The 26028-nt window shown below is 46.4% G+C and carries 4 protein-coding genes; all 4 read left to right on the top strand.

Translation table 11 applies throughout. The features are described from left to right. The first annotated feature begins 4 nt into the window (after positions 1 to 4). The 4 genes from AB432_RS15890 to AB432_RS15875 are packed head-to-tail and all read left to right on the top strand — an operon-like array spanning position 5 to position 26017. A complete protein-coding gene (locus AB432_RS15890; RefSeq protein ID WP_048033109.1) occupies positions 5 to 10522 on the top strand; it encodes a non-ribosomal peptide synthetase in 10518 nt (3505 codons plus the stop codon). Continuing rightward, complete coding sequence (locus AB432_RS15885) at positions 10515 to 11327, top strand: transglutaminase-like domain-containing protein (RefSeq protein WP_048033108.1); 813 nt, start codon at positions 10515 to 10517, stop codon at positions 11325 to 11327. The genes AB432_RS15890 and AB432_RS15885 overlap by 8 nt, the downstream gene beginning before the upstream one ends. A gap of 34 nt (positions 11328 to 11361) precedes the next feature. Next, positions 11362 to 19041, top strand: coding sequence for an SDR family NAD(P)-dependent oxidoreductase (locus AB432_RS15880; protein ID WP_235617482.1), 7680 nt, complete (start codon positions 11362 to 11364; stop codon positions 19039 to 19041). Further along, on the top strand, positions 19034 to 26017 hold the full coding sequence (locus tag AB432_RS15875; protein ID WP_048033106.1) for a non-ribosomal peptide synthetase: 6984 nt from the start codon (positions 19034 to 19036) through the stop codon (positions 26015 to 26017). The genes AB432_RS15880 and AB432_RS15875 overlap by 8 nt, the downstream gene beginning before the upstream one ends. Positions 26018 to 26028: the final 11 nt, after the last annotated feature.

The following is a 26028-nucleotide window of genomic DNA, read 5'->3' as shown; positions in this document are numbered from 1 at the left end:
TGATATGGGACACCAATACAATGGTTTGGAAATTGCAGTAATCGGCCTGTCGGGGAGATTTCCAGGAGCGAACACGATTGCGGCGTACTGGGAAAACTTGAAAAATGGGGTTCATTCCATCCAAACATTTTCGGAAGCCGAGCTAATCGAGGCTGGTGTAGATCCGAAAGCAATCAATAGTGAAGAATACGTCAAGGCAAAGGGGTATCTGGAGAGCGGGAATCGCTTCGATGCCCATTTTTTTGATTATACGCCACTGGAAGCGGAGCTCATGGACCCGCAAATGAAAGTCTTTCATGAGTGCATCTGGGAAGCACTGGAGGATGCCGGCTATGCTGCCCAGGTTGACCAAAAGCTGATTGGTCTATTCGCGGGAGCTTCGCCGAACCATATGTGGGAAGGACTTATGAGCCTGTCAGGAAAAAGTGAAGCTATCGGCCACTGGGCAGCCACTCAGCTCGTGGATAAAGACTATTTGAGCTTGCGGATCGCTCACAAATTAAATCTCAAAGGGCCTGCCTTGACGATTTATACCGCTTGCTCGACTTCGCTAGTTGCTGTTCATATGGCGGCTCAATCGCTCCTGAACGGCGAATGCGATATGGCTTTGGCTGGCGGGGTTACTGTCACACTTCCTGGAAAAAGCGGGTATGTTTATCAGGAAGGGATGATCTTATCTCCAGACGGCAAATGCAAGGCGTTTGATGCGAATGGAAAGGGCATCGTTGGCGGAGATGGAGCAGGAGTTGTTGTATTAAAGAGATTGCAAGATGCCATAGACGATCGTGATCAGATATATGCAGTGATCAAAGGCTCCGCTATCAACAATGACGGTATGCAAAAAAACGGGTTTACAGCCCCGAGCACCCTCGGACAAGCGGAAGTAATCCGAACCGCTCTCAAAGTTGCGGAAGTGACGCCAGAGAGCGTTGATTACATTGAATGCCATGGTACAGGGACACCGCTTGGCGATCCCATTGAGCTGGAAGCCCTGGAGCTCGCCTATCAACCTTCTCAGAAGCATTCGTGCGCACTTGGCTCGGTAAAGGCAAACATTGGACATTTGGATAGCGCAGCCGGAATCGCTTCCTTCATCAAAACAGTGCTGTCCATCAAGCATCGCATGCTTCCGCCTTCCCTGCATTTTCAAACCCCGAATCCTCATTTAAACGTGATTGAAAAGGGGTTTTACATCAACGATAAGCTGACAGAATGGAAGAAATCGCACGAGCCTATCCGGGCGGGGATCAGCGCTTTTGGAATCGGGGGGACAAATGCTCATGTGATTATCGAGGAAGCCCCAGCCTCGCCAGAATCAACTACTGGACGGAAATGGCAACTGATTCTGCTCTCTGCAAAAACAGAGCAAGCCCTGGAGCGATATAAGCAAAATGTTGAGGACTATATACATGCAAATCTGGATGTACGTCTTGAAGATATTGCCTATTCGCTACAGGTGGGCCGTAAGCATTTTCCGTTTCGAGAGGTAGCACTTTGCAACCCGACAGTAGCGGAACCGGTCCGCTTTTCAGCGGGCAAGTGTAAGGCGGGTCTAGCAAAGCAGAATCTTCCTGTCATTTTCGTGTACCCTGATTTTTCCGATGACAACTGGGGAGATAGTGAATTTGCAGAAATCGTCCAATTATGTCAAGAAGAGCCTACGGTCAAACGGATCATAGAGCAAGCGCTGCTCCTCCTGAATCGGCAAGCATCAGGACGAGCGGATACGCTAAAAACGGAGCACCTGCGTGAGGAAAAGTATGGCGACGTTGTGCGCTTTATTCTCTACTATGCCATTACGATGTTGTTCAGAGAATGGGGTATCAAGCCGGAGGGCACGCTTGGATACGGAAAGGGCAAACTGCTGGTCGATTGCTTGACTGGCGGTCTTTCCTTCGAAGAGGCTATCTTCGCACTGGTAGATAAACCGGCGCTTGACACCTTTGTCCACTCGGAGAACAATCGTGACATTTCCAATCCAGAAGCCATTTATATGTACTTTGGTTCAACCAAAGATGAGCAGACGAGCAGTAAGCAAATGGAAACCGATACGATACATATTTGGCTGGAGAAGATGAATTCGTATACCATCCTGGATGCCTTAGGGACCATGTGGCTATATGGCAAGGAAATGGATTGGAATGAATTTTATAAACACGAGCAGCGAAATCGCGTCTCCTTGCCCACCTATTCATTTGAACCCCAGGAATTCCCGGTAGAGAGAGACCTGTTCCAATTTGAGCAGTTCACCTGTCGTCATCTGCACAGCGAGAGCAAAACGGCCAAAAGAAGGGAAGACATCCGCAAGTGGTTTTATGTACCTGCTTGGGAGAGCTCCCATCTGCCAAGCTATGCGGAGGGAACCTATTCTCATGGCGCGACCTGGCTTATTTTCAATGACAAGACAGGTTTGGGAGAAGCGTTGTCCAACGAGTTAAGGGAACATGACGTTAGGTATATCCTTGTCGATCAAGCGGAGCACTTCCAAAAAGTAGCGACGGACCATTACATGGTAAATCCGCAAAATCCGAAAGAATTAGACCGCTTGTTGGAAAATCTAGAGGTAGTACCGGAGTACATCTGCTATCTTTGGACGGTGACTCCTCCTATCGAGCTAGAGTTGGCAGTCGTTGACTCCAGTCAGCAGTTGTTTCTCTACAACCTCTTACAGATTGCCCAATACATAGGAAGCAAGGCCGGCAGCAAAGATACTCGGTTACAAATCGTGACAAACGGGTTGTATTCCGTTACCCAAGAAGAACAGATATGCCCGATGAAGGCGGTATTGCTGGGAGCAAGTAAAATCATTCCTTACGAGTACCCTGGTAGCAAGGTTTGCACTGTCGATATCGAGCTTTCAGAAGGAAACAACCTGCAAAATAGTTACATGGCTTCAAAATTGATTCGGGAATTTCATTTTGATTTTCCGCACAAGCAAGTGGCTTATCGTGGCAAAAGCAGGTGGATTGAATCGGTTCGAGAGCCTGTCCTAGTGAAACAACCTGGAAAGCTTGCACTTCTGAAGGAGAACCTTGTCTGCTTGATCACAGGCGGATTAGGAGGAATGGGCTTTGCGATGGTAGAGTATTTGGCAAGACAGTATAAGGCCCGGCTGGTTTTAGTGGGACGTTCCCCTTTTCCTCCTAGACAGGAATGGGAGCAATGGCTGAAGGAAAAACCTGATCATAGGCTATCAAACACCATTCGTACGATCCTGTCATTGGAACAGGCAGGGGCAATGATCAACGTATACAGTGTGGACATATCTGATTACTCCTCCATGCAAAAAGTCATTCACGAAGCGGAAGCGCAGTTTGGGCCAATTACTGGTATCTTGCACACAGCGGGAGTCCCGGATTATGCAGGCGTCATTCAAAGAAGAACAAAAGAAATGACGGACCCAATCCTACTCCCGAAGGTACAGGGAACCATCGTGCTGGATACGCTTTTTATGGGACGAACGCTCGATTTCTTTCTATTGTTTTCGTCGATCGGCAACTACATTTACGGACGCAAATTCGGCCAAGTGGGATATAACGCAGCAAATGAATTTTTGGATGCGTTCGTCGCTTATCGCTTGCAGAATCGACCTGGCTTTACGGCGTCCATCAACTGGAACGATTGGGCGCAAGTAGGGATGTCTGTCACTGCCATGGAAAAAAATCGCGGCATGAACAGACAAGTCAACGAGCAGCAGTTTGAGGAAGAAGCGATTACACCGCAAAACGGTGTAGAAGTGCTGCAATATATTCTGGAAAACCAATTCACTCGGGCTATTGTCTCTGTCCTTGATCTTCCTGCCTTGATGGAGGAAAGCAATCAGCTTCGCGAAGAATCCATCCTGGAAAAAGAAGCGGCAGTAGCTGCCCAAACAGAACTGATTCCCGAAAAAATCAGCAGTGCAATGCTGTCTGAAGCAGAGCTGGAGCAGACCATAGCGGACATATGGCGTAGTGTATTGGGAACTACATCGATTGGCAGTGATGAAGACTTCTTTAGCCTGGGAGGGGATTCGCTTAAAGCCATTACGATTATTGCCCTTCTCTATAAAAAACTGGATGTAAAACTCCCTCTACCGACTTTTTTCAACAAGCCTACAATTGGAGACATCGCTCGTTTTATTCGCGAGGCAGACCGAACGGATTTTTCACAGATTAAAAAGGCAGTGAAAAAACCGGGATATCCTTTGACTTCCGGGCAAAAAAGACTTTATTTTCTCAGTCAAATGGAAGTTGAGAATAAGCAGTACAACAATATTATTGCGTTGCGTGTGAAGGGGCCGCTGTCCTACGAAAAATTGGAAAAAAGCTTGAATGAGCTCATTCGCAGGCATGAAAGCTTGCGCACTTCGTTCCGACGAATCGATGGGGAACTGTTACAGGTTATCCATGAACCTTTCTTATTTACCCCTGATTACAGGGAAATCAATGAACCAATAAACGACGCACACATCGAAGCGTGGATACAATCCTTTGATTTAGAGGTTGCTCCTGCATGGAAGGTGGGGATTTTTAAAGAGAGCGAGCAAAATCATCTTCTTGTCTTTAATATCCACCATATCATCACAGATGGCACATCCAATGCGATCCTGATCGAAGAGTTTACTGCTCTTTACCAAAATGATGTACAGTCGGCAGGCTTGGCCGCCTTATCGATTCAGTACAAGGATTATGCTGAATGGCAAAAGGAAAAGACAACACTTGACAGTCATCAAGCTGACCAGAAGTATTGGACAGACATGTTTACTGGAGAAATTCCGCTGCTCGATTTACCGACAGATTTTTCTCGTCCAGCATTCAAAACCTACCGCGGTAGCATGGAGATGTTTTCTATACCGCAAAATCAGGCAGAAGAAATAAAGAAAATCGCTGCCGCTCATGAAGTGACGCTTTATATGGTGTTGCTTGCTGCTTGGAAAGTTCTTTTGGCAAAGCTGAGCGATCAGGAAGATATAATCGTAGGAATTCCTACTTCGGGCAGGAATCACAGTGATATCCAAAATGTGGTGGGCATGTTTGTTCAGACGCTGCCAGTCAGAAGTTCTGTAAGCAAAGAAATGAGCTTTGCAGAACTGCTAAGTGAGCTCAAAGTGAATATGTCCCATGCGCTGGAGCATCAAGATTATCCATTCGAAGAGCTCGTCAGCCAGGTGGAGCTTTCTCGAGATTTTGGCCGAAATCCTCTGTTTGATGTGATGTTTACCTTTCAAAACGCCCGTCATCAGGGGAGCAGCGCGCACGTCCCGTTTGAGGGAGTGCAAATAGAGTCGTATTCATTTAAAGCAAACTCATCTCGGTTTGATTTGACATTGGATGGCGAGGAACGGGAGGGCGAGCTGTTTTTTACTGTAGAGTATTCTACTGATTTGTTTACAAAAGAAACTGTCTCCCGTTTTATTCGCTATTTCCAAAAGATCATGCAAGAGGTGCTTGCCCAGCCAAAGCAAAAAATTAGCCAAATTCATTTGGTAGATGCCCAAGAGCTGGAGCTATTGTTGGCTGGGTTTAATCAGACATCGGGTGAATATCCAGAGCATCTTGTGGTGCACCAGCTTTTTGAGACGATGGTTGAAAAGTATCCCGACAAGCCAGCAGTAACGTTCCAAAATCAAACGATGACGTACCGTGAGCTAAACGGAAGGGCCAATCAAGTGGCCTATACACTAAAATCACATGGTGTCGGTCCAAATAAGTTGGTTGCCCTCATTACTACCCGTTCGTTCGATATGATGGTTGGACTCTTGGCTATTAGCAAAGCGGGTGGGGCGTATTTGCCTGTCGATCCGAGCCTGCCACATAACAGAATTGATTACATGCTCGAAGACGGCCACGTGCAAGTTATTTTGACCAATACAAATGTGGAGACAACAGACGATCGCAAGGTTATTGACATGCGCGATCCACAAATTCATATGAACCCTCTTGATTCGCTGCCGATTGAGAATAACAGCAGGGATGTAGCGTATTGCATGTATACCTCGGGAACAACCGGCTTTCCCAAAGGGATTTTAATCGAGCATCGGGCGTTAATGAATTTCCTGCACGGAATCACGGATGTACTGACCTTGCGGGAAACTGAGAGGTTTTTATCGTTAACAACAGTTTCTTTCGATATTTTCTGGTTAGAGAGTATCCTGCCGCTTTTAACCGGTCATCATGTAGTCATTGCCGATGAAGAAAGTCAGCGAGATATTCGTTCGTTAGCCAGCCTAGTCAGAAGCGAGGAAATTACGGTGATGCAAACCACACCGTCACGGTTAAAACTGTTGTTGGCTGAGCCGGATTTAGCGGAGCAGCTGAGTCGCTTGCGTTACTTGCTGATCGGGGGAGAAGCTTTGCCGCTTTCGGTGGCAAATCAAGCGCTTAGATTGTTGAAAAATGGACGCGTCTACAACCTTTATGGCCCTACAGAAACGACGATTTGGTCCACGATTGAGGAAGTGACGGAAGATCATCCGGTCACGATCGGTAGACCGCTCAAGAATACCCAAGTCTATATCCTCAACCAGGAGATGGTCCCGCAGCCAATCGGGGTTCCTGGCATGCTGTATATCGGTGGACACGGTTTAGCGCGGGGTTATCAGAACAAACCGGAGCTGTCCCATGAGAAATTTACGGAAAACCCGTTTCGGCCAGGCGAAAAAATTTATGGTACTGGTGACATGGCAAGATGGACGGCGAACGGCTTGATCGAATATTTGGGAAGAAAAGATTTTCAGGCAAAAATACGGGGCTATCGAATTGAAATGAGTGAAATAGAAAAGCTGCTTGATGCCCATCCTGCTATTGAAAAAGCAGTCGTCCATGTACAACAAGATGCTCATCACGAGCAAATGCTTATCGCCTATTTCACATCTGCCCATGCTGAATCTAGCTATGAACTCCGCGAGTATTTGCGTAAACTTGTCCCAGAATATATGATTCCTCAATCCTTCATGAGGATAGAGAAGATTCCCCTTACGCTCAACGGCAAGATTGACTGGAAGTCGCTTCCGTCGGTAACTGGGGTAGTGGAGGAGCAAAAGGGCCTTGTTGGACCGAGTGACGAGGTGGAAGCGAAGCTATATGAAATTTGGCAGAAAGTGTTGCGAATCGAAAACTTTGGAGTTCGGGAAAGATTTTTTGAATTGGGCGGAAATTCCATCCAAATCATGCAGCTTGTGTATGAAATTAACAATTGTTTCTCTGGTTCCTTACAGTTTAAACACTTTATCGAACTACAAACCATCGAGGCGATTGCCCGTTTTATCCGAGAATCGATTCAGGAAGAGCGGGAGTCAGAATTGCCGGTACTGACACCTGACTTTAGCCAAATGCATGAACCGTTTCCTTTAACGAATGTCCAAATGGCCTATTATTTGGGCAGAAGCAGCAGGTTTGAGTTAGGCGGAATTTCTACACATGCGTATCAAGAGGTCGTAACGACGCTCGATATTCATCGACTCAATCATTGCTTGAATATTTTGATCCGCAGGCATCCCGCGCTTCGGACGATCTTTTTGGAAGACGCCCGTCAGCAGATTATGGCAGAAGTACCCGAATACCGCATAGACATACGCGATCTGCAGGCTTGCGGAAATGTTGAAAAAGCCGAGATGATCAAGAAAGAAAGAGAACGGATGTCCCACGCTATTTTCCGTCCGGATCAATGGCCTCTATTTGAAATCAAAGCGTTTCGCTTGTCTGAGCAAGAGAGTCTTTTATGCCTCAGTTTTGATTTGCTCATCATGGATGCCTATAGTCTGGAGATCTTAGGAAAAGAAATACAAGAGCTTTATCAGGACGATGCAGCGAAGCTCGATGATTTGTCTATTTCCTTCCGGGATTATATGATCGGTTATCAACAATTAAAAAACAGCAAGTGGTACTCGCAAGACAAGGAGTACTGGATGGCCAAGCTGCCCGATTTCCCACTAGCTCCAGAAATTCCGTTACGGGTCCAACCTATGCACGTTAAAAATCCGTATTTTCAAAGAAAATCAAAACGATATGCGGAAAAGAGCTGGCAGCAGTTAAAGAAAGTGGCCCAGAAGCACAATTTGACCCCTTCGACTGTTTTATGCACGGCGTATACAGAGGTCCTGGCGAATTGGAGCAATCAAGTGGCATTCAGCCTCAATTTGACGTTGTTTAATCGACTCCCGATGCACCCGGATGTGGACAAACTCATTGGAGATTTTACTTCCGTGATTGTAGTTGACGTGCATTTGAATCCGAACGATTCGTTCTGGGGGAAAGCAGGCAAAGTACAGCAAACGCTGATGGAGGCGCTCGCTCATCGCCATTTTGATGGAATTGATCTGATGCGGGAAATCAGTAAGCAAAGAGAAATGAGCAACAAAGCCCTCATGCCGGTCGTTTTTACTAGTGCTTTGTTTGAAAATGGAGACAGCGGCCAGCAAGCTGATGTCCTTGTGGAGAATTCATCCGAAAGGGAGAACCAAACAAACGGAATTACACAAACTTCTCAAGTCTATCTGGATAATCAGGTGGCGCTCATCAATGGGAACATGGTAATCAACTGGGACTATATCAGTGAATTGTTTGATCCTGTGGTGATCGATACCATGTTTAAACAGTATCTGGCCAGAATCGATGCCATTTTGAACGATGAAGCCGAAAAACAGCTGGCCTGGGTATCCGAGACCGACAAAGAAGCAATTTTCACATACAACGATACTGCCACTCCTATTCCGAGAAAAACGTTGCACGGGCTGTTTGAAGAAACGGTTGCACAAACTCCCTATGCCGTGGCGATAGAAGATGCACAGGAGAGCATCACTTACCTAGACCTTGACGAGCAAGCAAACAAAGTGGCTAATTACTTGCAGCAAATCGGCGTAGGCGCGGGAGACCTCATTGGGGTTATTGCCAAACGGGAAATAGTCACCTTTGCACATCTGTTAGGTGTCCTAAAAAGCGGTGCCGCCTATGTACCTATTGACCCTGACTACCCGTTAGAGCGCGTAGATTACATTCAGAGACACAGTCAATGCAAATTCGTGTTGGAACCTGATTTTTACGTGAAGAACGAGATCGATCGCTATCCAAAGAACCATCCATCATTCGCTGAACAGCCGGAGCACCTGGCATACGTTATTTATACATCGGGAAGCACGGGGAATCCCAAAGGGGTCATGATCAGACACGAAGCCGCAGCCAATACCGTTCTGGATATCAATCAAAAGTTTGAGGTTGCGACCCACGATCGTATTCTAGGTGTGTCTTCCCTCTGCTTTGATTTGTCCGTCTATGATATTTTTGGAGCATTCGCAGCAGGAGCTACGCTCGTGCTGGTGAAAGATCAGAAGAACATCACGCAGCTTGCCGACACCCTAAAAGACAAAAAAATAACGATATGGAATTCTGTCCCTGCCATTATGGATCGGGTGGTAGCGGAGAAAAAGGACCGTGGCAGCGAATATAGTGATGGACAGCTTCGTCTTGTGATGCTGAGCGGCGACTGGATTCCGCTTACATTGCCGACAACGATCAATGAAAGGTTCCCTACCGCAAAAGTAGTCAGTCTAGGTGGAGCTACAGAGGCTTCCATTTGGTCGATTTATTATCCGATCGACGAGGTAGATCCCCAGTGGAAGAGCATCTATTATGGAAAACCGTTAGCTAACCAGCAGTTCTATGTACTCAATTCGCAGATGCAGCTTTGCCCGATTGCAGTGCCGGGTGAACTTTACATTGGGGGGAAAGGGGTTGCGGACGGTTATCTTCATGATGCGGAAAAGACCAATCAATCCTTTATTCATCATCCAGAATTCGGATATGTCTATAAAACGGGGGATTATGGAGTATTGCACCGCAATGGGCTGATCGAATTTTTGGGAAGAAAGGATCAGCAGGTAAAAATTGGCGGTTATAGAATAGAATTAGGAGAAATCGAATCGCGGTTGCTAAGTATAGAAGCGGTGAGAAATGCAGTTGTTTTGGTGGCGGGGGAGGCAGACAAACGGTTGTATGCGTATCTCGTGCCAGAAACAGCGCCGCAGGATCAAGAAACATTCATGAATGAGATTAGGACAAGCTTGGCTAAAGCCTTGCCAGATTACATGATACCGTATCACTTTATTATGGTGGAACAATTGCCGCTGACTGCTAATGGGAAAGTAGATATGCAAACTCTCCTGAAGCTGAAGCCAACCAGCACAAGCAACGGGACAGCATACGTAGCTCCTCGGAACGTAGCGGAAGAGAAGATTGTCAACGTGATTCAAGAGGTTTTGGAAACCGATCATGTAGGTGTGCTCGACAACTTTTTTGAGATGGGTATGAATTCCATCCAGATCGGAATGATTAACACCAAGCTGAAACAGGTATTTGAAAGGGAAATCCCAATTCTCACCATGTTTGAGTACGCGAATATTAACGCGCTTGCCTCTTATTTGACGGGAGACAGTCACGATCAACAGGATGAAGAGCAGGACGAAACCATGGTTGCCCGGAACCAAGGAAGAGAACGGATCAAACAAAGAAACGCCAAAAGAAGGAGGACGCCTGAAAGTGAATAAAGCCGAACTGCTGCAATATTATACGAAATTTACTCCTTACACGGATCCCGGCGAATACGGCTATCTCTTTCATGAGTTGCCCCGAGGCTTGCCAGAACTTTGCCACCTCATCAAATGCCAATTGATTCACCCCTCAATGATAAAAAAAGTAAGACATTCGCTTACGCATTTTACAAAAAACGAAGACGAGAAGTTTTATCAGGTAACAGAAATGCTTGAGGCTCTGGTAGAACGCAACGCAGATGGCATTACGTTTGACCGATTGCCAAGTGAGAGATTACTTATTTCTTGCCGATTCCATTCTTTGCTCCTGATTTCTATGCTTCGCTCCCAAGGGATCCCGGTGCGCTGCCGCGTCGGATTTGCAAGCTACCTTTCCGAGAATCACCGAAAATATATCGATCACTGGATTTGCGAAGTGTGGGATGATACCGAGAAACGATGGATCAGAGTAGACCCCGATTTGGAACTCATCGATATTCAGGGCGATGAGTTCCTGATGGCCGGTGATGCCTGGTTGATGGCTCGTGACAAAGAAATCAATCCACAGCTATTTGGGGTCAAGAAATCTTGGGGGATGCACTATATTAGAAATAATCTCTGCTATGACCTGAATGCCATTCTCGGCAACGAATTAAGATACTGGGATTATCCTCCGCTATGCCAAAAAGAGATGGACGAGCTGGACTGGGAAGAGTTGCAATTACTCGATGAGATCGCTCTTTATTTGCAAGACCCCGATGAAAATCACGATCAACTGCAAGCATTGTTTTTGGAGCATGATTTCCTTCATTTCAAGGGATAAGGCAATTGTTCGAAAAAACTCTAAGCGGTGATAGATGATGGATAAATTGAAGAAGTATATTTACGAGCTGGTTGCAGCCAAGAAACTATCGGCCAAAGAAGCGACGGAATACATCGTGAGCCTGCAAAAAGCGAACGAAGCATTGAGCGATGAGGTCGCGATTATCGGCATATCTGGACGATTTCCTAAGGCGAATACAGTGCAGGAGTTTTGGGAAAATATTCGCGCGGGAAGAGAATGCCTGGATGATTTTCCTGTCCATCGCTTGGAAGATGGACGGGCCCTATTTTCCGATCAGCGATTTGATCACAAGCGCTTTAAAAAAGGCGGCTATTTGGATGAAATCAGTTTCTTCGATGCAGACATGTTTCGCATATCACCGAAGGAAGCTATGTCCATGGAGCCTTATCAACGAATCATGCTGGAACTTGCCTATGAGACCTTACTCAATGCCGGTTATGAGACACGGGATATCATAGGATCAAAGACAGGCGTATTTATCGGAAAAGATCATGTCACAGGGATTGAATACCGCAATTATGTGAGCCCGGATATTTTTAGCTTGACCGGCTCGTGGCCAGGGATATTAGCAAGCAGAATCTCGTATGCCTATAACCTGAAAGGACCGAGCGTTGTCTTTGATACGTCGTGTTCTTCCGGGTTGGTAGGCGTTCATTTTGCTTGCGAATCTTTGCGTAGAAATGAATGTGAGATGGCATTTGTGGGCGGCATCAGCGGCCTTTTCTATTTTCCTCCAATCAAGGAGGACGGATCACTGGATCAAGTTGAATCCGCCGAAGAAATGATTTGTGCGTTTGACAAAGATGCAAAGGGCACTGTATGGGGCGAGGGTGGCGGAGGGCTGCTTCTGAAGCCGTTGTCCAAGGCGCTCGCAGACAACGACATGATTTACGCGATCATAAAAGGCAGCGGGATCAACAACAACGGACTCTCCAAAGGTATTACGGCTCCAAATGGGGAGGCGCAGGAAGAGCTTCTAAAAAGCGTGTGGAAGCAAGCGCAGATCGATCCTGAGACCATTCGGTACATTGAAGCCCACGGGACAGGTACCGTGTTAGGGGATTCCATCGAATTGCAATCCATTATGAATGCCTTTCAATCCTTTACGACCAAAAAACAGTTTTGTGGTGTGGGCTCAGTCAAAACGAACATTGGGCATTTGGTTGGGGCTTCGGGGATTGTCTCTCTGATCAAAGCGGTAATGATGCTGAAACATGGAGAAATCCCACCTTCGCTTCATTTTCAAACACCCAGCCCTTACATTGACTTGGCAAACTCAGCTTTATTCGTCAATGATGTGCGAACAAAATTGGAGCAAAAGGATTATCCAACTCGGATCGGGATTAACTCGTTTGGATTTAGTGGGACCAATTGCCATATTCTGATCGAGGAACCACAAAGACTCGTACGTCAAAGCTACCACGGGCAAGACAGCTATATGCTGGTTTTATCGGCAAGTAGTGAGCAGAAACTGCTGGAGTCGGTCAAGGAGTACCAACAGTTTTTATTGGCAAACCGTAACGTACAGTTGAGCGATCTGTGCTTTACAGCAAGCACTTCCCGTAATCATTACACCCACCGAGTATCGATTATTTTCCACAGCTACCAAGATCTTTTGGTGAAATTGAACGGGATGAAAGTAGTAAACCGTGTATCCGAATGGAGTGAAAATCCTGACATTGGCTACCAGAGGCATGAGGTAGTGCCGGACAATAAGCAGGCCGTAGAGCCGTGGGAAATCCGGGAAGGTGAGAAAAAGTTTTTAGACAGACAAGCAAACGAAGCAATCAAGGAACTGATCGAGAAGAATGTGGACGAAAAGCTGATCTGGGGACAGGTTGCACAACTTTACATGAAGGGTGCTAGTATTGACTGGACAAAGCTTTATCGAGGAGGTCATAAGCTGCCTCTACCTGGAAATATACTGGAGCGGCAAAAATTTTGGCCGGTTGAAGCAAAGCCAAAGAAAATGGAAGAAGACCTTTATTATAAGACTGTCTGGATGGAAGAAACCCTTCCTACCTCTGACCTCCATCAGGAAACGGATGACAATACGATTTTGCTGATTGTCGATGAGAAGGATACGGCCAAGTGGCACCCGCATTTATTTGAAAAACTGCAAGCAAAGCGATTGATCATGGTAGAGATAGGAACACACTCTTTGCAAGTGACCCATGATCACTTCAAAGTTGCGCGTACGTATGAGGATATATCTGGATTCTGCGCGCAGCTCGATATTTCGTCACTGGATCAGATTCTCTTTATCGCTCCGACTACCCATGATCTGTCTGAGTCGTGGATAGAATTTCAATCGTCCATGAATCAAACAGCCGGGTCTTTGCTGCTTTTTACCAAAGCGCTGCACATGACTGGAAAGCTGACAAAAGAAATAGATGTTGCTTTAATCACGCAGAATGCACAAGCGGTGCAGATGGCCGTTGCGATCTGCAATCCTTTTCACCATATGCTCGTCGGACTGGGGAAATCCATTCGCCAGGAGAACTTCTGCCTGAATATACGCAATATTGATTGCAGCTCTGACAACTTGGAGTTGGATCTTCTATTAGCCGAAATTCAGCGAAAAAGCACATGTTACTCGGTGGCGTTGCGTCAAGGCCGCCGTTATATCGAGGTTATTCAAAAAGCAGATGTCTCAGGCACACAAGAAGATGAAACAACAATCGGAGCAGGCGATGTCTTCTTAATCACCGGTGGGTTGGGCCAACTAGGAACAGAAGTTTGCAAGTATCTGAGCCAAAAAAACAAAGTAAAGCTGATCGTACTAGGAAGGACAATGCTTCCGGACAAAGAGGCATGGCCAACCATTATTCGAGAACAGTCGGACAAAGATTTGATGAATAAAATGAATGCGATACTTGCCGTTGAGGCTTTGGGGTCCGTGCTTGACTATCAATGTGTGGACATATGCAACGAATCAGAAATGAAACGTTTGGTTCAGAACATTCAGGAGACACATGGGCAGCTTAATGGAATTATTCATTGTGCGGGGGTTGGAGTTGGGGACATAGAGGATTTTGGTATGAGCGAGCAAGAATTTGAACGAAGACATGCCGTGAAAACGTATGGAAGCTGGCTGTTATACACGCTCACGAAAGAGATGAACAAAGGCTTTACCATGTTCTTTTCGTCTGCAGTTTCTGTCACGGGGGGACGGGGTTCCCTTAGTTATGCCACAGGGAATGCCTTTTTGGACGGATTGGCGGAAGCTATCAAGCGACAGGGGAAAAAAGTCATCTCTATCAACTGGGCTACGTGGGAAACGACTGCTTCCAAGCTTTCCATGCAAGAAGAGAGACACGTTTTCCGTTTTCTGTCTACCCATCAGGCCTTGCAAGCACTCGATCATATTCTCCACAGGCAAATGTTCCGGACAATCGTCGGCAAACTTAATCATGCCAATGAACTGTTGGAGCTCGAACACGTATGGCCATTCCGTTTGGCAGATGAAGTGAAGCAAGAATTGTTCAAGGAGACTGCAAAACCGGGACGCGTTATCACTGCCACATCTGTGACACTCAAGGAGAAGGACGGATATACAGCGACCCAAAAAGAGTTGGCGCAATTATGGGCGGAGGTTCTTGGGCTAACCGCTATCAGCTTGTTCGACACTTTCCATCAATTGGGGGGTGATTCGATCCACGCTGCACAACTGTATAAACAGTGGAACGAGAAATACCCAGGCACGCTTCATGTAGCAGATATATACATGTACCCAACCATTTATGAAATGGCCAATTACTTGGATAGCAAAAAGACACCGCAGTCTACTGAGCTAACGATTGAATCCATCCTGGAAGGGTACAAGCAGAGTAGGTACTCGAAGGATGAGACAAAGAGATTATTGGCAGAATGGAATACGTTATCAACGGGGCAGTCTATACAGTCCGGACAAAATGACGAATACGCGATTATCGGATATGCATGTAAATTTCCACAGGCAGAGAATGCAGAGCAATTTTGGACAAATTTAACTTCGGGTATCAATGCTGTACGACCGTTTCCATCCTCCAGAAGAAAAGATACGGATCAGTATCTAACCGAAGACCAAGCATACTGCCAAGGCGGTTATCTGGAGAATATCGATAGCTTTGATTCAAGCTTTTTCCATATTGCTCCCAAAGAGGCAGAATTGATGGACCCTGAACAACGCCTCCTTTTGGAGAATGTGTATGAGGCCATTGAGAACAGCGGTCTTGGCGGGAAAAATCTTTTTGGAACCGAAACGGGTGTTTACATCGGTAAGGATACGACCGGACGCAATGAATACAACAACATGATCGACATTCAGCATCCATTGAAAGTAACTTCTGGATCGACTGGCATTCTCGCAAGTCGGATCGCGTACTTCCTGAATTTAAATGGTCCCTGCTTGGTTGTAGATACAGCATGCTCCTCCAGTCTGGCCGCCATGTGCTTGGCCACGCAAGCGTTGAAGCAGGGACAAATTGATGTGGCTATTGTTGCGGGGGTTTCATTGGCGTATCTTCCTACACAGCACAATCCCCTGATTGATTCTGCAGACGAAACAATTCGTCCTTTTGATGCCGGAGCAAACGGAACCATGTGGGGAGAAGGAGTAGGTACCATCGTGCTGAAGCGCTTGGATCAGGCTGTACAGGATAAGCACGTGATACATGCTGTTGTCAAAGGCTCCGCCATGAATAATAACGGAGCATCAAACGGAATCACTGCACCAAATGCGGACGCGCAGGAAAAAGCATTGGTAGAGGCATGGAGGACAGCCAATATCGATCCCGAAACGATTTCGTATATCGAAGCGCATGCCACTGGAACCAAATTGGGTGACCCGATTGAAATGAAGGGTATTTCCAATGCCTTCCGTAGATTTACGAATAAAAAGCAATTTTGCGGTGTAGGCACGGTAAAAGCCAACATCGGTCACTTGGTGGGGGCCTCGGGGATGGCTTCCGTCATAAAGATGATTCTGGCATTTAAATATAAGCAGTTGCCCCCGGTAGCACACTTTAAGCATCCGAATCCGTTCATCGAATTTGCGGATTCTCCTATTTTTGTCAATGACAAGCTACAGGAGTGGAACGTATCAGGCACACCGCGCAGATGTGGAATCAGTTCCTTTGGGTTTAGTGGGACGAATTGCCATATTCTGTTGGAAGAACCCCCTCCCTCTGCTGTGGAGAACGTAGGCAATCAAGGCTGGAACCTTCTGACTTTATCGGCGAAAACGAAATCAGCTTTACGTGCACTGATCAGCCGCTACACCAAATATCTCAACACGACGAAGGCAGTCGATTCCCAAAATCTATGCTATACAGCCAACACAACTCGTGGACACTATGAGCACCGGGTGGCCATCCTCTTTAAGCACCAGGCCGAACTCCGGGAAAAATGCAGATCCTTGGATGGGAAAGGGCTTGAAAATACGAACGGAGCAGAGGAAGGAATCTATTACAAGGTGAGCCAAGTCATCCTAGACCAAAATGACCAGTGTGAAAACGGGTTGCTAGAGGAAGAAAAATTAAAACGGAACGCGATTGCGGAAAGAACCATTCAGCAGTATTTAGCAAATGACTCTGCTTTCACACTTCAAAGCCTGCAAAACATCGCCGTGATGTACACAGATGGGGCAGATATCAACTGGCATAGCCTTTATCCGAGAGAGCAGCATCAAATCATCGAATTGCCAGCTTATTCGTATGATTCGGTTCGTCATTGGATTGGGACACAGAAACAAGAAAGCTCTAAGCAAAAGGACACCTATTATCACTTACGGTGGATACGCGACGACAAAGAGCCATTGAAGCAAGTAGGCAAAAGCAACGGAACCTGGCTGTTTTTGGGAGGAACTGGGCAATGGAGTCAGTCAATGCTCCAAGAGATAAGAGAGCGTAAAATCGATCTTATCGAGGTTAGTTCTGGTCCAGCCTTTCAAAAATTCAGTGATCATCACTACCAGATCGGCTCGAAAGAAGATTATCCAGTCTTGCTGAAGGAGCTGATGAACCGAAACATCCGAAACATTATCCACTGCATGAGCGTGGTAGATGAGGATATTGAGTGTGCAGAAGACTTACATGCACTAGAGAACAAGGGAGTTTACAGCTTCTATCATTTTGTATGTGAAATGCTAAACCAGTCGTACAATCAGCAAATCAATCTTTATGTCATTGGCGACCATACTTTCTCACTGACCAAGCATGAATCGATCCTGAAGCCCCATCACGCTGTACTGTTTGGAATGGCAAAAGTAATACCGCAGGAGTATTCACAGTTGAAATGCCGATGCATCGATATCGATAGCGATACTTCACCAGCGACTATCTGGAAAGAAATTTGTGCAGACAAAGAAGACTTCCAGGTGGCGTATCGGCATAATGTCCGGTACATCGAACATTTGGAAGAACAGATGCTGGGCAATACAGAGCTCCAGGACATAGCCATAAAGAAAAACGGCGTCTATCTGGTTACGGGTGGACTCGGCGATATTGGACTGAAGGTTGCTCAGTATCTCAGTACGAAAAAATCGGTTCACTTATGCTTGCTCGGAAGAAACGTATTGCCTCCGCGAGAGCAATGGACTGACATTGTCCGAGATCAGTCCCATTCCAAAGTGGCTAGCCAAATAGATATAATCCGCAGAATAGAGAAAAATGGGTCCAGTGTAGAAGTATATGCGGTTGATATTGCCAATGAGAGCAAGTTGGCAGATGTTTTGGATACTATCCGCCATCAGCACGGAGCTATCCATGGTCTTTTCCACTGCGCCGGGGTGGCAGGCGAAGGTTTACTGATCAACAAAGAACATGCACAGATGAAGCAAGTGCTAGATCCAAAAGTCATCGGTACCTGGTTGCTGGACCGTTACACTCAGAGAGATCAGCTCGACTTTTTCGTTATGTTTTCATCTGTCACTAGTCTGTTGGGCGGGATCGGACAGGCTGATTATACGGCTGCCAATGCCTATTTGGACGTTTTTAGTGAGTACAGGCAAGCCAAAGGTCAAAGAAGCATAACCATCAATTGGCCTGCATGGAACGATACTGGCATGGCGGCGAAATATCGTATCAAGAAAGAGGCTTCTCCGTTTCATGGCATCCATCCGGATCAAGCAATCGACATTTTGGATTCAATTTTAGCGCGAAAGGTCCCTCGCGTCATCGTCGGTGAAATGAACGAAGCGCATTTCCGCACGCACAGCTATCACTTGCCTTTTACCATCTCACCAGGAATCAGGAGAATGGTCACACAGCCTGTTGCATTCGAGGCAATTGAAGAGCAGCAGATTGTTCCCATGCTGAAAGGCAGAAATAATCACAGATACAGCGATATCGAGACCCAACTAGCCTCTATTTGGCAAAAAGTATTGGGAATACCGGAAGCGAATGTGTACCAGTCTTTTCAAGAGGCAGGAGGAAACTCCATTCTGGCGACAAGTCTCGTAAAAGAAATCGATCAGTTGTACCCTGGCCGTATCAACATTGCAACGTTGTTTGCCTATCCTTCCATTGCGAAAATGGCTGAATATCTCGAGAACAAACCGAGTCAATACGAACCGTCCCAGAAAAATGGCGAGGTCCAGAGCGAGAACATCCCTTTGCAGGACAAGGTTGCCGACTTTATCAAGGGTGATATTTCAATGGAGAATATATTGGACTACTTAGACAAGAAAGAGTGGGGAGAAGAAGATGAGTAGCCGAAAAGAGATGAATGACAGCATTTTGCAGCTACTGAAATCTGGACATCTCAATCAGGATATGGCACTTTCCATTCTGGAAAAGCTGAATCGCAATCCAGAGCGAAAGTATCAGCAGGATATTGCTGTGATTGGAATGGCCTGCCGCTTCCCCGGAGCAAACAACCCCCAGCAGTTTTGGGACAATCTAGTCCAAGGGGTTAATAGCATAGGGTATTTTCCAGAAGAACGATTGCAGGACTTATCTGGCTTTATTCCAGAATTGGAAGAGTTGCTAGCGAGCTCCAATCATCAAGCTGGCTACCTCGATCAAATTTCCCGATTCGATCACCCTTTTTTCCATATCGGACATAAAGAAGCGATGGCAATGGAACCGTATCAGCGACTTTTTCTGGAGACCGCCTATCATGCAATCGAGGACGCAGGATACGGGGGAGCCAAACTGAAACATTCCAACACGGGAGTATTTGTGGGACTGGAGACAGCCTATCAATCCCATTATCGTTCCCTGTTGCAAAACGAGGATATTTCTTCCCTCGTCGGTTCCTTAGTAGGACTTTTGTCCAATCGAATCTCTTATTTTCTAGACTTACGCGGGCCTGCTTTCGTTCTCAATACGGCATGCTCATCGGGCCTTGTGGCCTTACACCAGGCATGCACGGCATTGGCGAATAAGGAATGCGAAATGGCGCTGGTCGGTGGCGTGAATATGATGGTGATTCCACAGGTTACCGGGAAGCTGAATGATTTGGAGACTTCTGACGGAAGAGTGAAGGCGTTTGACAAAAATGCGGACGGAACGATTTGGAGCGAGGGAATGACGGCTCTGATGCTCAAACCGTTAGGGAGGGCAAGGGAGGATCGTGACCCGATCTATGCGGTGATCAAGGGAAGCGGCGTCAATGCAGATGGCGCTTCCAACGGACTAACGGCCCCCAATCCAGAAGCCGAGACCCAATTGTTTATCCGTACGTGGGAAAAAGCGAAAATTGATCCGTTGTCCATCTCCTATATTGAAGCGCATGGTACAGGTACTTTATTGGGGGATTCCATTGAATTGCAGGCGATCAACGATGCTTTTCGAAAATATACGTCGGAAACGCACGTTTGCGGGATTGGGTCAGTCAAGACAAACATTGGACATACCGTTGCGGCCTCAGGGTTAGCATCGCTGATAAAGGTCACGCTTGCTCTCAAACATAAGAAAATCCCTGCCACCCTGCATTATCAGTCTCCGAATCCTTTTGTCGATCCCGAAAACTCGGCAGTCGAGATCGTTACCGAGCTGAGAGACTGGAAGCGGGAAGATAGCTTGCTCCGAGCAGGTGTCAACTCTTTTGGTTTCAGTGGTACCAATTGCCACGTCATTCTAGAAGAGGCTCCCGAACTAGACCGGCCAGAGACGGAGCTTTTGCCGCCTTTTCATCTCTTAACGATTTCAGCCAATAGCCTAAACTCACTCGATGCGTTGATTAAAGCCTACAATTCCTATTTGCAAGCACATGAATCCATTGATCTTGAAGACCTTTGCTACACAGCGAACACTGGCAGAGGCCAATATGAGAACAGAGTCGCGCTGGTGTTCAGTTCAAGAGACGAACTGATGCAGCAATTGCTACAAGTAGATTTATCGAGACAAGACTTAGCGAAGGAAAAAGGAATCTATATTCACGTAGGAACTGAAGTCAACCGTGAAGTCAGCTCTCGTACAAACCTTTCTGCTATTGGAGATTTAACAGAGATTGGAAGAGAGAATTTCCAGACAAGAGCATCGCTTGAAAGGCTAGCAGAGCAATACGTTCACGGAATGTCGATCCCTTGGGAGACCCTGTACCGTGAGCAGCGGCAAAAGCTGAACTTGCCTGTTTATCCATTTGATCCAATCAAAGTCTGGCCGGTAGTGGACAAGAAAGCGAGTGTCCGCTTACCGTTAGAATCAGGCAAAGCGGATACGACCGAAGCGTTATCAGCAGGAGATCATGCCCTTTATCACAGCATTCAGTGGGTGCCACTGGCCCCATTGTCTTCACAAGCGGAAAAGAAGGAAAATGTGCTAGTTATTACGGATTCTACCGATTGGGGTAACGATTTAGCCGATATTATCGCTTCGCGGAGTATGCATATGGTGCATGCCCGATTGACGACAGCCTACAACAGGGTGAACGCCTCGCAGTATGGTCTTACCGTTTCCGAAGCGGATTTTGACCAGCTTATCCGTGATACAGGCCAGCTAGCACTGAGCAAAGTCGTCTTTGCCGCCGGGAATGCACCCGTCTCCGAAAGTGCTGGGGACAGCCTGCATGCGCTGTTTTATCTGGCAAAGGCACTGGTGAAAAATCAATTTAGCCCCCTCGAGATTGTACTTTTAGGAAAAAACGCCCAGCGGGTCCTCCCCGTCGATCAAGCAGTCCATCCGCATTTTGCAGCCCTATTCGGATTGGGAAAAGTCATTCGGGAAGAGTATAGCGGGCTTCATTGCAAGTGTATCGACTTTGATGAGGGAACACTTGTCAGCGATGTCGTGTCAGAAGCACTAGGAAATGCCGAGCATTATCAAATCGCGCTTCGTTCGGGAGACAGATACCATCCCCAACTCACACCATTGGACTTACCGGCAGTAGATGAAGGTGGCATTCGCTTCAAGGATCAAGGGGTGTATGTCATTACAGGTGGCACCGGGGGAATTGGTCTGGAGCTTGCAAAGAATATTGCTCTGCAATACAAAGTAAAGCTGATCCTACTCAGCCGTACAAAATTACCCCAGCGTGCATCGTGGGACGAGTTCAGCCAGCAAGATCAAGTAGGAAGTCTACTTCACCATCTGAAAAGCTTGGAGCGAAATGGTTCTGAGGTATATACATACAGCGCTGATGTAGCCAACTTGGACGAAATTGCCCCGGTCATCCGCGACATTTATCGTATCCATGGCAAAATTGACGGCATCATCCATGCAGCTGGCTTACCGGGAAGCGGCATGCTGATTGAAAAGGATGGAACAGCTTTTTCTGCTGGGGTCTCGGCCAAAATCAGCGGTACTCAAAATCTCTATATGCTAACCCTCGAGAATCCGCCCGATTTTCTCGTTTTGTTCTCTTCGATCGCATCTGTGGTCGGAGGAATTTACTTAGGGGATTATGTGGCGGCTAATTCCTACTTGGATGCTTTTTCCGGGATATCGAGCTCGCCTACACGGATCATGACCATCAATTGGACAACCTGGATGAATACTGGTATGGCGAAAAATGCAGGTACCAACCTCGATGTTGCTTTCCGCTCCCTCACATCTCGTCGAGCGATCAAAGCATTCGAGCAGGTCATCCAAAAAAATCTGTCCAACGTCGTGGTTGGGGAAATCAACACGGACAATGACATGTTCTGGAACAATTCGTTGCCGATAGCATTAGCGCCATCGATTCGAGAGAGAATCAAGTCGCCAGAAGTTGAAATAAAAGTACAGATGACGGGAAGAACGAATGACGCTTATACCGATATCGAAAATCAGATTGCACATATTTGGGGAAACATCTTCCGGCTGCCAACCATTGATATTCACGATCAGTTCTATGATTTAGGTGGCACCTCTATCATGGGCATCAAGATCGCCAACCGGATCAATGAAGAGTGCCAGGTAACCTTGACGGTTCAGGATGTGTTTACGTATTTGACCATTCCGGCATTGGCCGAGTTTGTGCAACAAAAGCAACAGGAAAAGAGCGGTGGGGGAACTCAGCTTAGAAGGGAGGCCTCCATAGAAAAAAGCGTCATGCCGCTGTCGCATGCCCAAAGGCGAATATGGTTTTTGCAAAAGATGAATCCTGATCTCGTTGCCTACAACTTACCCTTTATCCGCACCTACGACATGGCGATTGACGTTGCGCTTTTAGAGCGGGCTGTCTCGTACCTGGCTGCAAGGCACCTGTTATTGCGCACAAGATTTACACTCCAAGACGGAATTCCGGTTCAGGTAGCGCTACCTGAGTATCACCCTACTATCCAGGTTATTGACTTATCCGAACAATCGGATCAAGAGCTTTTACTGGAAAAAAACATCTATACCCAAAAAATGAAGCCGTTCGATTTAGAATCTCCTCCTTACCGCATCTATCTCTACCAGCTTGGCAAGGAGAGGTTTTGCCTCTACGTCAATTTCCACCATATTTTAACGGACGGCTGGAGCATAGATATTTTTTACCGGGAACTATTCGGCATTTACCAATCGTTCTTGCATCAGCAACCCCCAAGACTGGCCGAAGCGAAGCACGATTACTTTGATTGGATCATGGAACAAAAAGAATGGGAGAACAGCAAGGAGTTTGTCGAGCACGAAAATTACTGGCTAAGAGAGCTGGCCAAGCCATTGCCGACTTTGCATTTGCCCACTGACAAAAAACGACCGTCCGTCCAAACATACAACGGCAGCTATCATAAATTCGAGATTAGCGGGGAGCTTTATAAAAAGCTCAAAAAACACGTCGAGAATCAGCAGATTACGTATAACAATTTCTTGCTAAGCGCCTACTTCCTGTTGTTGCACAAGCTGTCTCAGGACCAGGACATTATTGTCGGTGTGCCTGCTGCTGGAAGAAATCAAAAGAAATGGGAAGAGGTAGTAGGGATCTTTATCAACACCTTGTGTATTCGTGTTCCGTTTCATGAGATCTCCAGTTTTTCTCAGTTACAAAATACCGTGCAGCAAAAAATTTGGTCAGCGATCGACAAAGCACAATACCCATTTGATTTGCTGGTTGAAAAGGTAAATCCGGAGCGGGATTTATCCAGAAATCCCATCTACAATGTGCTGTTCCAATTCTTTGATAAATTGCATTTGGAAAATGACGGGATCAGTCAATTTGAATTGAGCTGCCTCGCAAAAGAAACCGATCAACGTATCGAGATTTCGTTTGAGTACAATTCGGATTTGTATTCTGAAAGCACGATCCGGCAGTTTGCACACTTTTTCCTACATATTCTCGCACAAGTTGTGGAACGGCCTGAAATATCAATTAAAGAGATTACTTTGCTGACAGATTCAGAGCAAGTCGAGCTGCTACACCATTTCCACGGTGGTCAAGTAGACTGGCAAGATCAACTGCCGATTCACAAGCAATTTGAAGTCCAGGCGCAAAAAACACCGAATGCCATCGCATTAGTATTCGAAGACCGGCAAATGACGTATAAAACGTTAAACGAAAAGGCCAACCAGCTCGCTTGGCTGCTGATGAACAAAGGTGTCGGTACCAATGTGCCGGTTGGTATTTTCGTGGACAGAGGCTTCCAAACAGTGGTTGGCATCTTGGCGATTTTGAAAGCCGGAGGCGCTTATGTGCCACTCGACCCGAGTTATCCGGAAGAGAGAATCAGTTATATTCTCGCAAACAGTGGAGCCAAGCTGTTGTTGTCAGAAAACAGCTTGATGGAGAAGGTAGGTCGGATCGAACTGGACCAACAGATTGATATCATCAATCTGAGCACGACCATTGAGCGAAGTGCTGTGAACCAGACTTATCTTGTTGATTGGGAGCAGGAACTGTCCATCCTAAATCCACCGACTGAAAGCCATGAATCTGATTGGATGTATATCATGTACACCTCTGGCTCAACCGGCAAGCCAAAAGGCGTACTGGTTACCCATTCCAACGTTCATAATTTTCTTGCCTGGGGCATCGAGCAATTTCAATTGAGAACAGATGATGTCTTCATGCTGGTCACTTCCATCAGTTTTGATATATCCGTCTTTGAAATATTCGGCGCATTACTGAGTGGGGGTCGACTTTGCATCGTTTCCCAAGACAGTATGAAGGATATGGACCGATTACTCGCATATATGGAGGCCAACCAGGTTTCAATCTGGCATTCTGTCCCGAGCTTAATGGTGCAGCTTTCCACTTTTCTGACATACAACAAAGAGCAGTACAATCATCTTTCCGTTTTTCATCAACTCAGATACTTGATGCTGGGTGGAGAAGCGTGGAGCTCTACATTGGCTAAACAGGTACAGGAAATTTTTCCGCGTGCTGAAATCCACAACATGTATGGACCGACAGAGACGACGATCTGGATTTCCAGTTACAAGGTGGAGCCAGGAACGGGCTCTCCATATGGTGCCGTACTTATTGGCAAACCGATCGCCAATAATCAAATCTTCATCTTGGATCCATATGACAACCTTTGCCCACCTGGTGTGATCGGCGAAATCTACATAGCTGGTCTAAATGTGACAAAGGGCTACTTCCGGGATGAAGAAAAAACAAGACAAGCATTTATCCCGCAAGCCAACGGCCAACTTTGCTATAAGACAGGTGATCTGGGTAGATACTTGGCAGATGGCAACATCGAATTTATTGGCAGAAGAGATCAGTTGGTAAAAGTAAGGGGTTATCGAATTGAGCTCGGTGAGATCGAGCTTGCACTCAAGGACATAGCGGCTCTCCAACAAATTGCCGTGACGACCTTAAAAGACGGCGAAACGAGCAAAATTGTTTGCTACTATACGGCTGAGAAGCCTCTACCGATGGGGCAATTAAAGGAATACGCGAGAAAGAAACTGCCTGAATACATGATTCCCGCACAATTTTTCCATGTGGATCATTTTTTATTGACCCCGAACGGCAAGATGGACTGGAAATCAATGGCGCTGTATTGCCAAAATACGGATGTCAGCCCAGCTCCTTCGGATGCTCGAGATGAAGTCGATAAAAAGCTGGTGGAGATATGGAGACAGCTGCTTGGTTCCCAAAAAATCGGGATTCATGAAAACTTCTTTGATATTGGCGGAAATTCTTTACTAATCGTTCAATTACAAGAGATGATCAAAGCGGAACTGTCACATGAGATGTCGATTGTGGACCTTTTCCAATATACGACGATTGAAAAACTGGCGAATCACATCAACGAAAATACTGTAAACAGATCAAGCGTTGAAACTGGACAAAAAAGAGCAGAACTGCGGAAAAGACTAAGAACCATGCGAAGCTAACGATCATCTTT

This window comes from Brevibacillus brevis (assembly GCF_001039275.2).
In the GTDB taxonomy this organism is placed as follows: domain Bacteria; phylum Bacillota; class Bacilli; order Brevibacillales; family Brevibacillaceae; genus Brevibacillus; species Brevibacillus brevis_C.
Note: the sequence above shows the minus strand (reverse complement) of the source record. Positions and strands in the feature narration are given on the sequence as shown.

Excerpts from the sequence above, each read along its gene's own strand:
- AB432_RS15890 (WP_048033109.1), top strand. The coding sequence starts at position 5 with ATGGGACACCAATACAATGGTTTGGAAATTGCAGTAATCGGCCTGTCG.
- AB432_RS15880 (WP_235617482.1), top strand. The coding sequence starts at position 11,362 with ATGATGGATAAATTGAAGAAGTATATTTACGAGCTGGTTGCAGCCAAG.
- AB432_RS15875 (WP_048033106.1), top strand. The coding sequence starts at position 19,034 with ATGAGTAGCCGAAAAGAGATGAATGACAGCATTTTGCAGCTACTGAAA.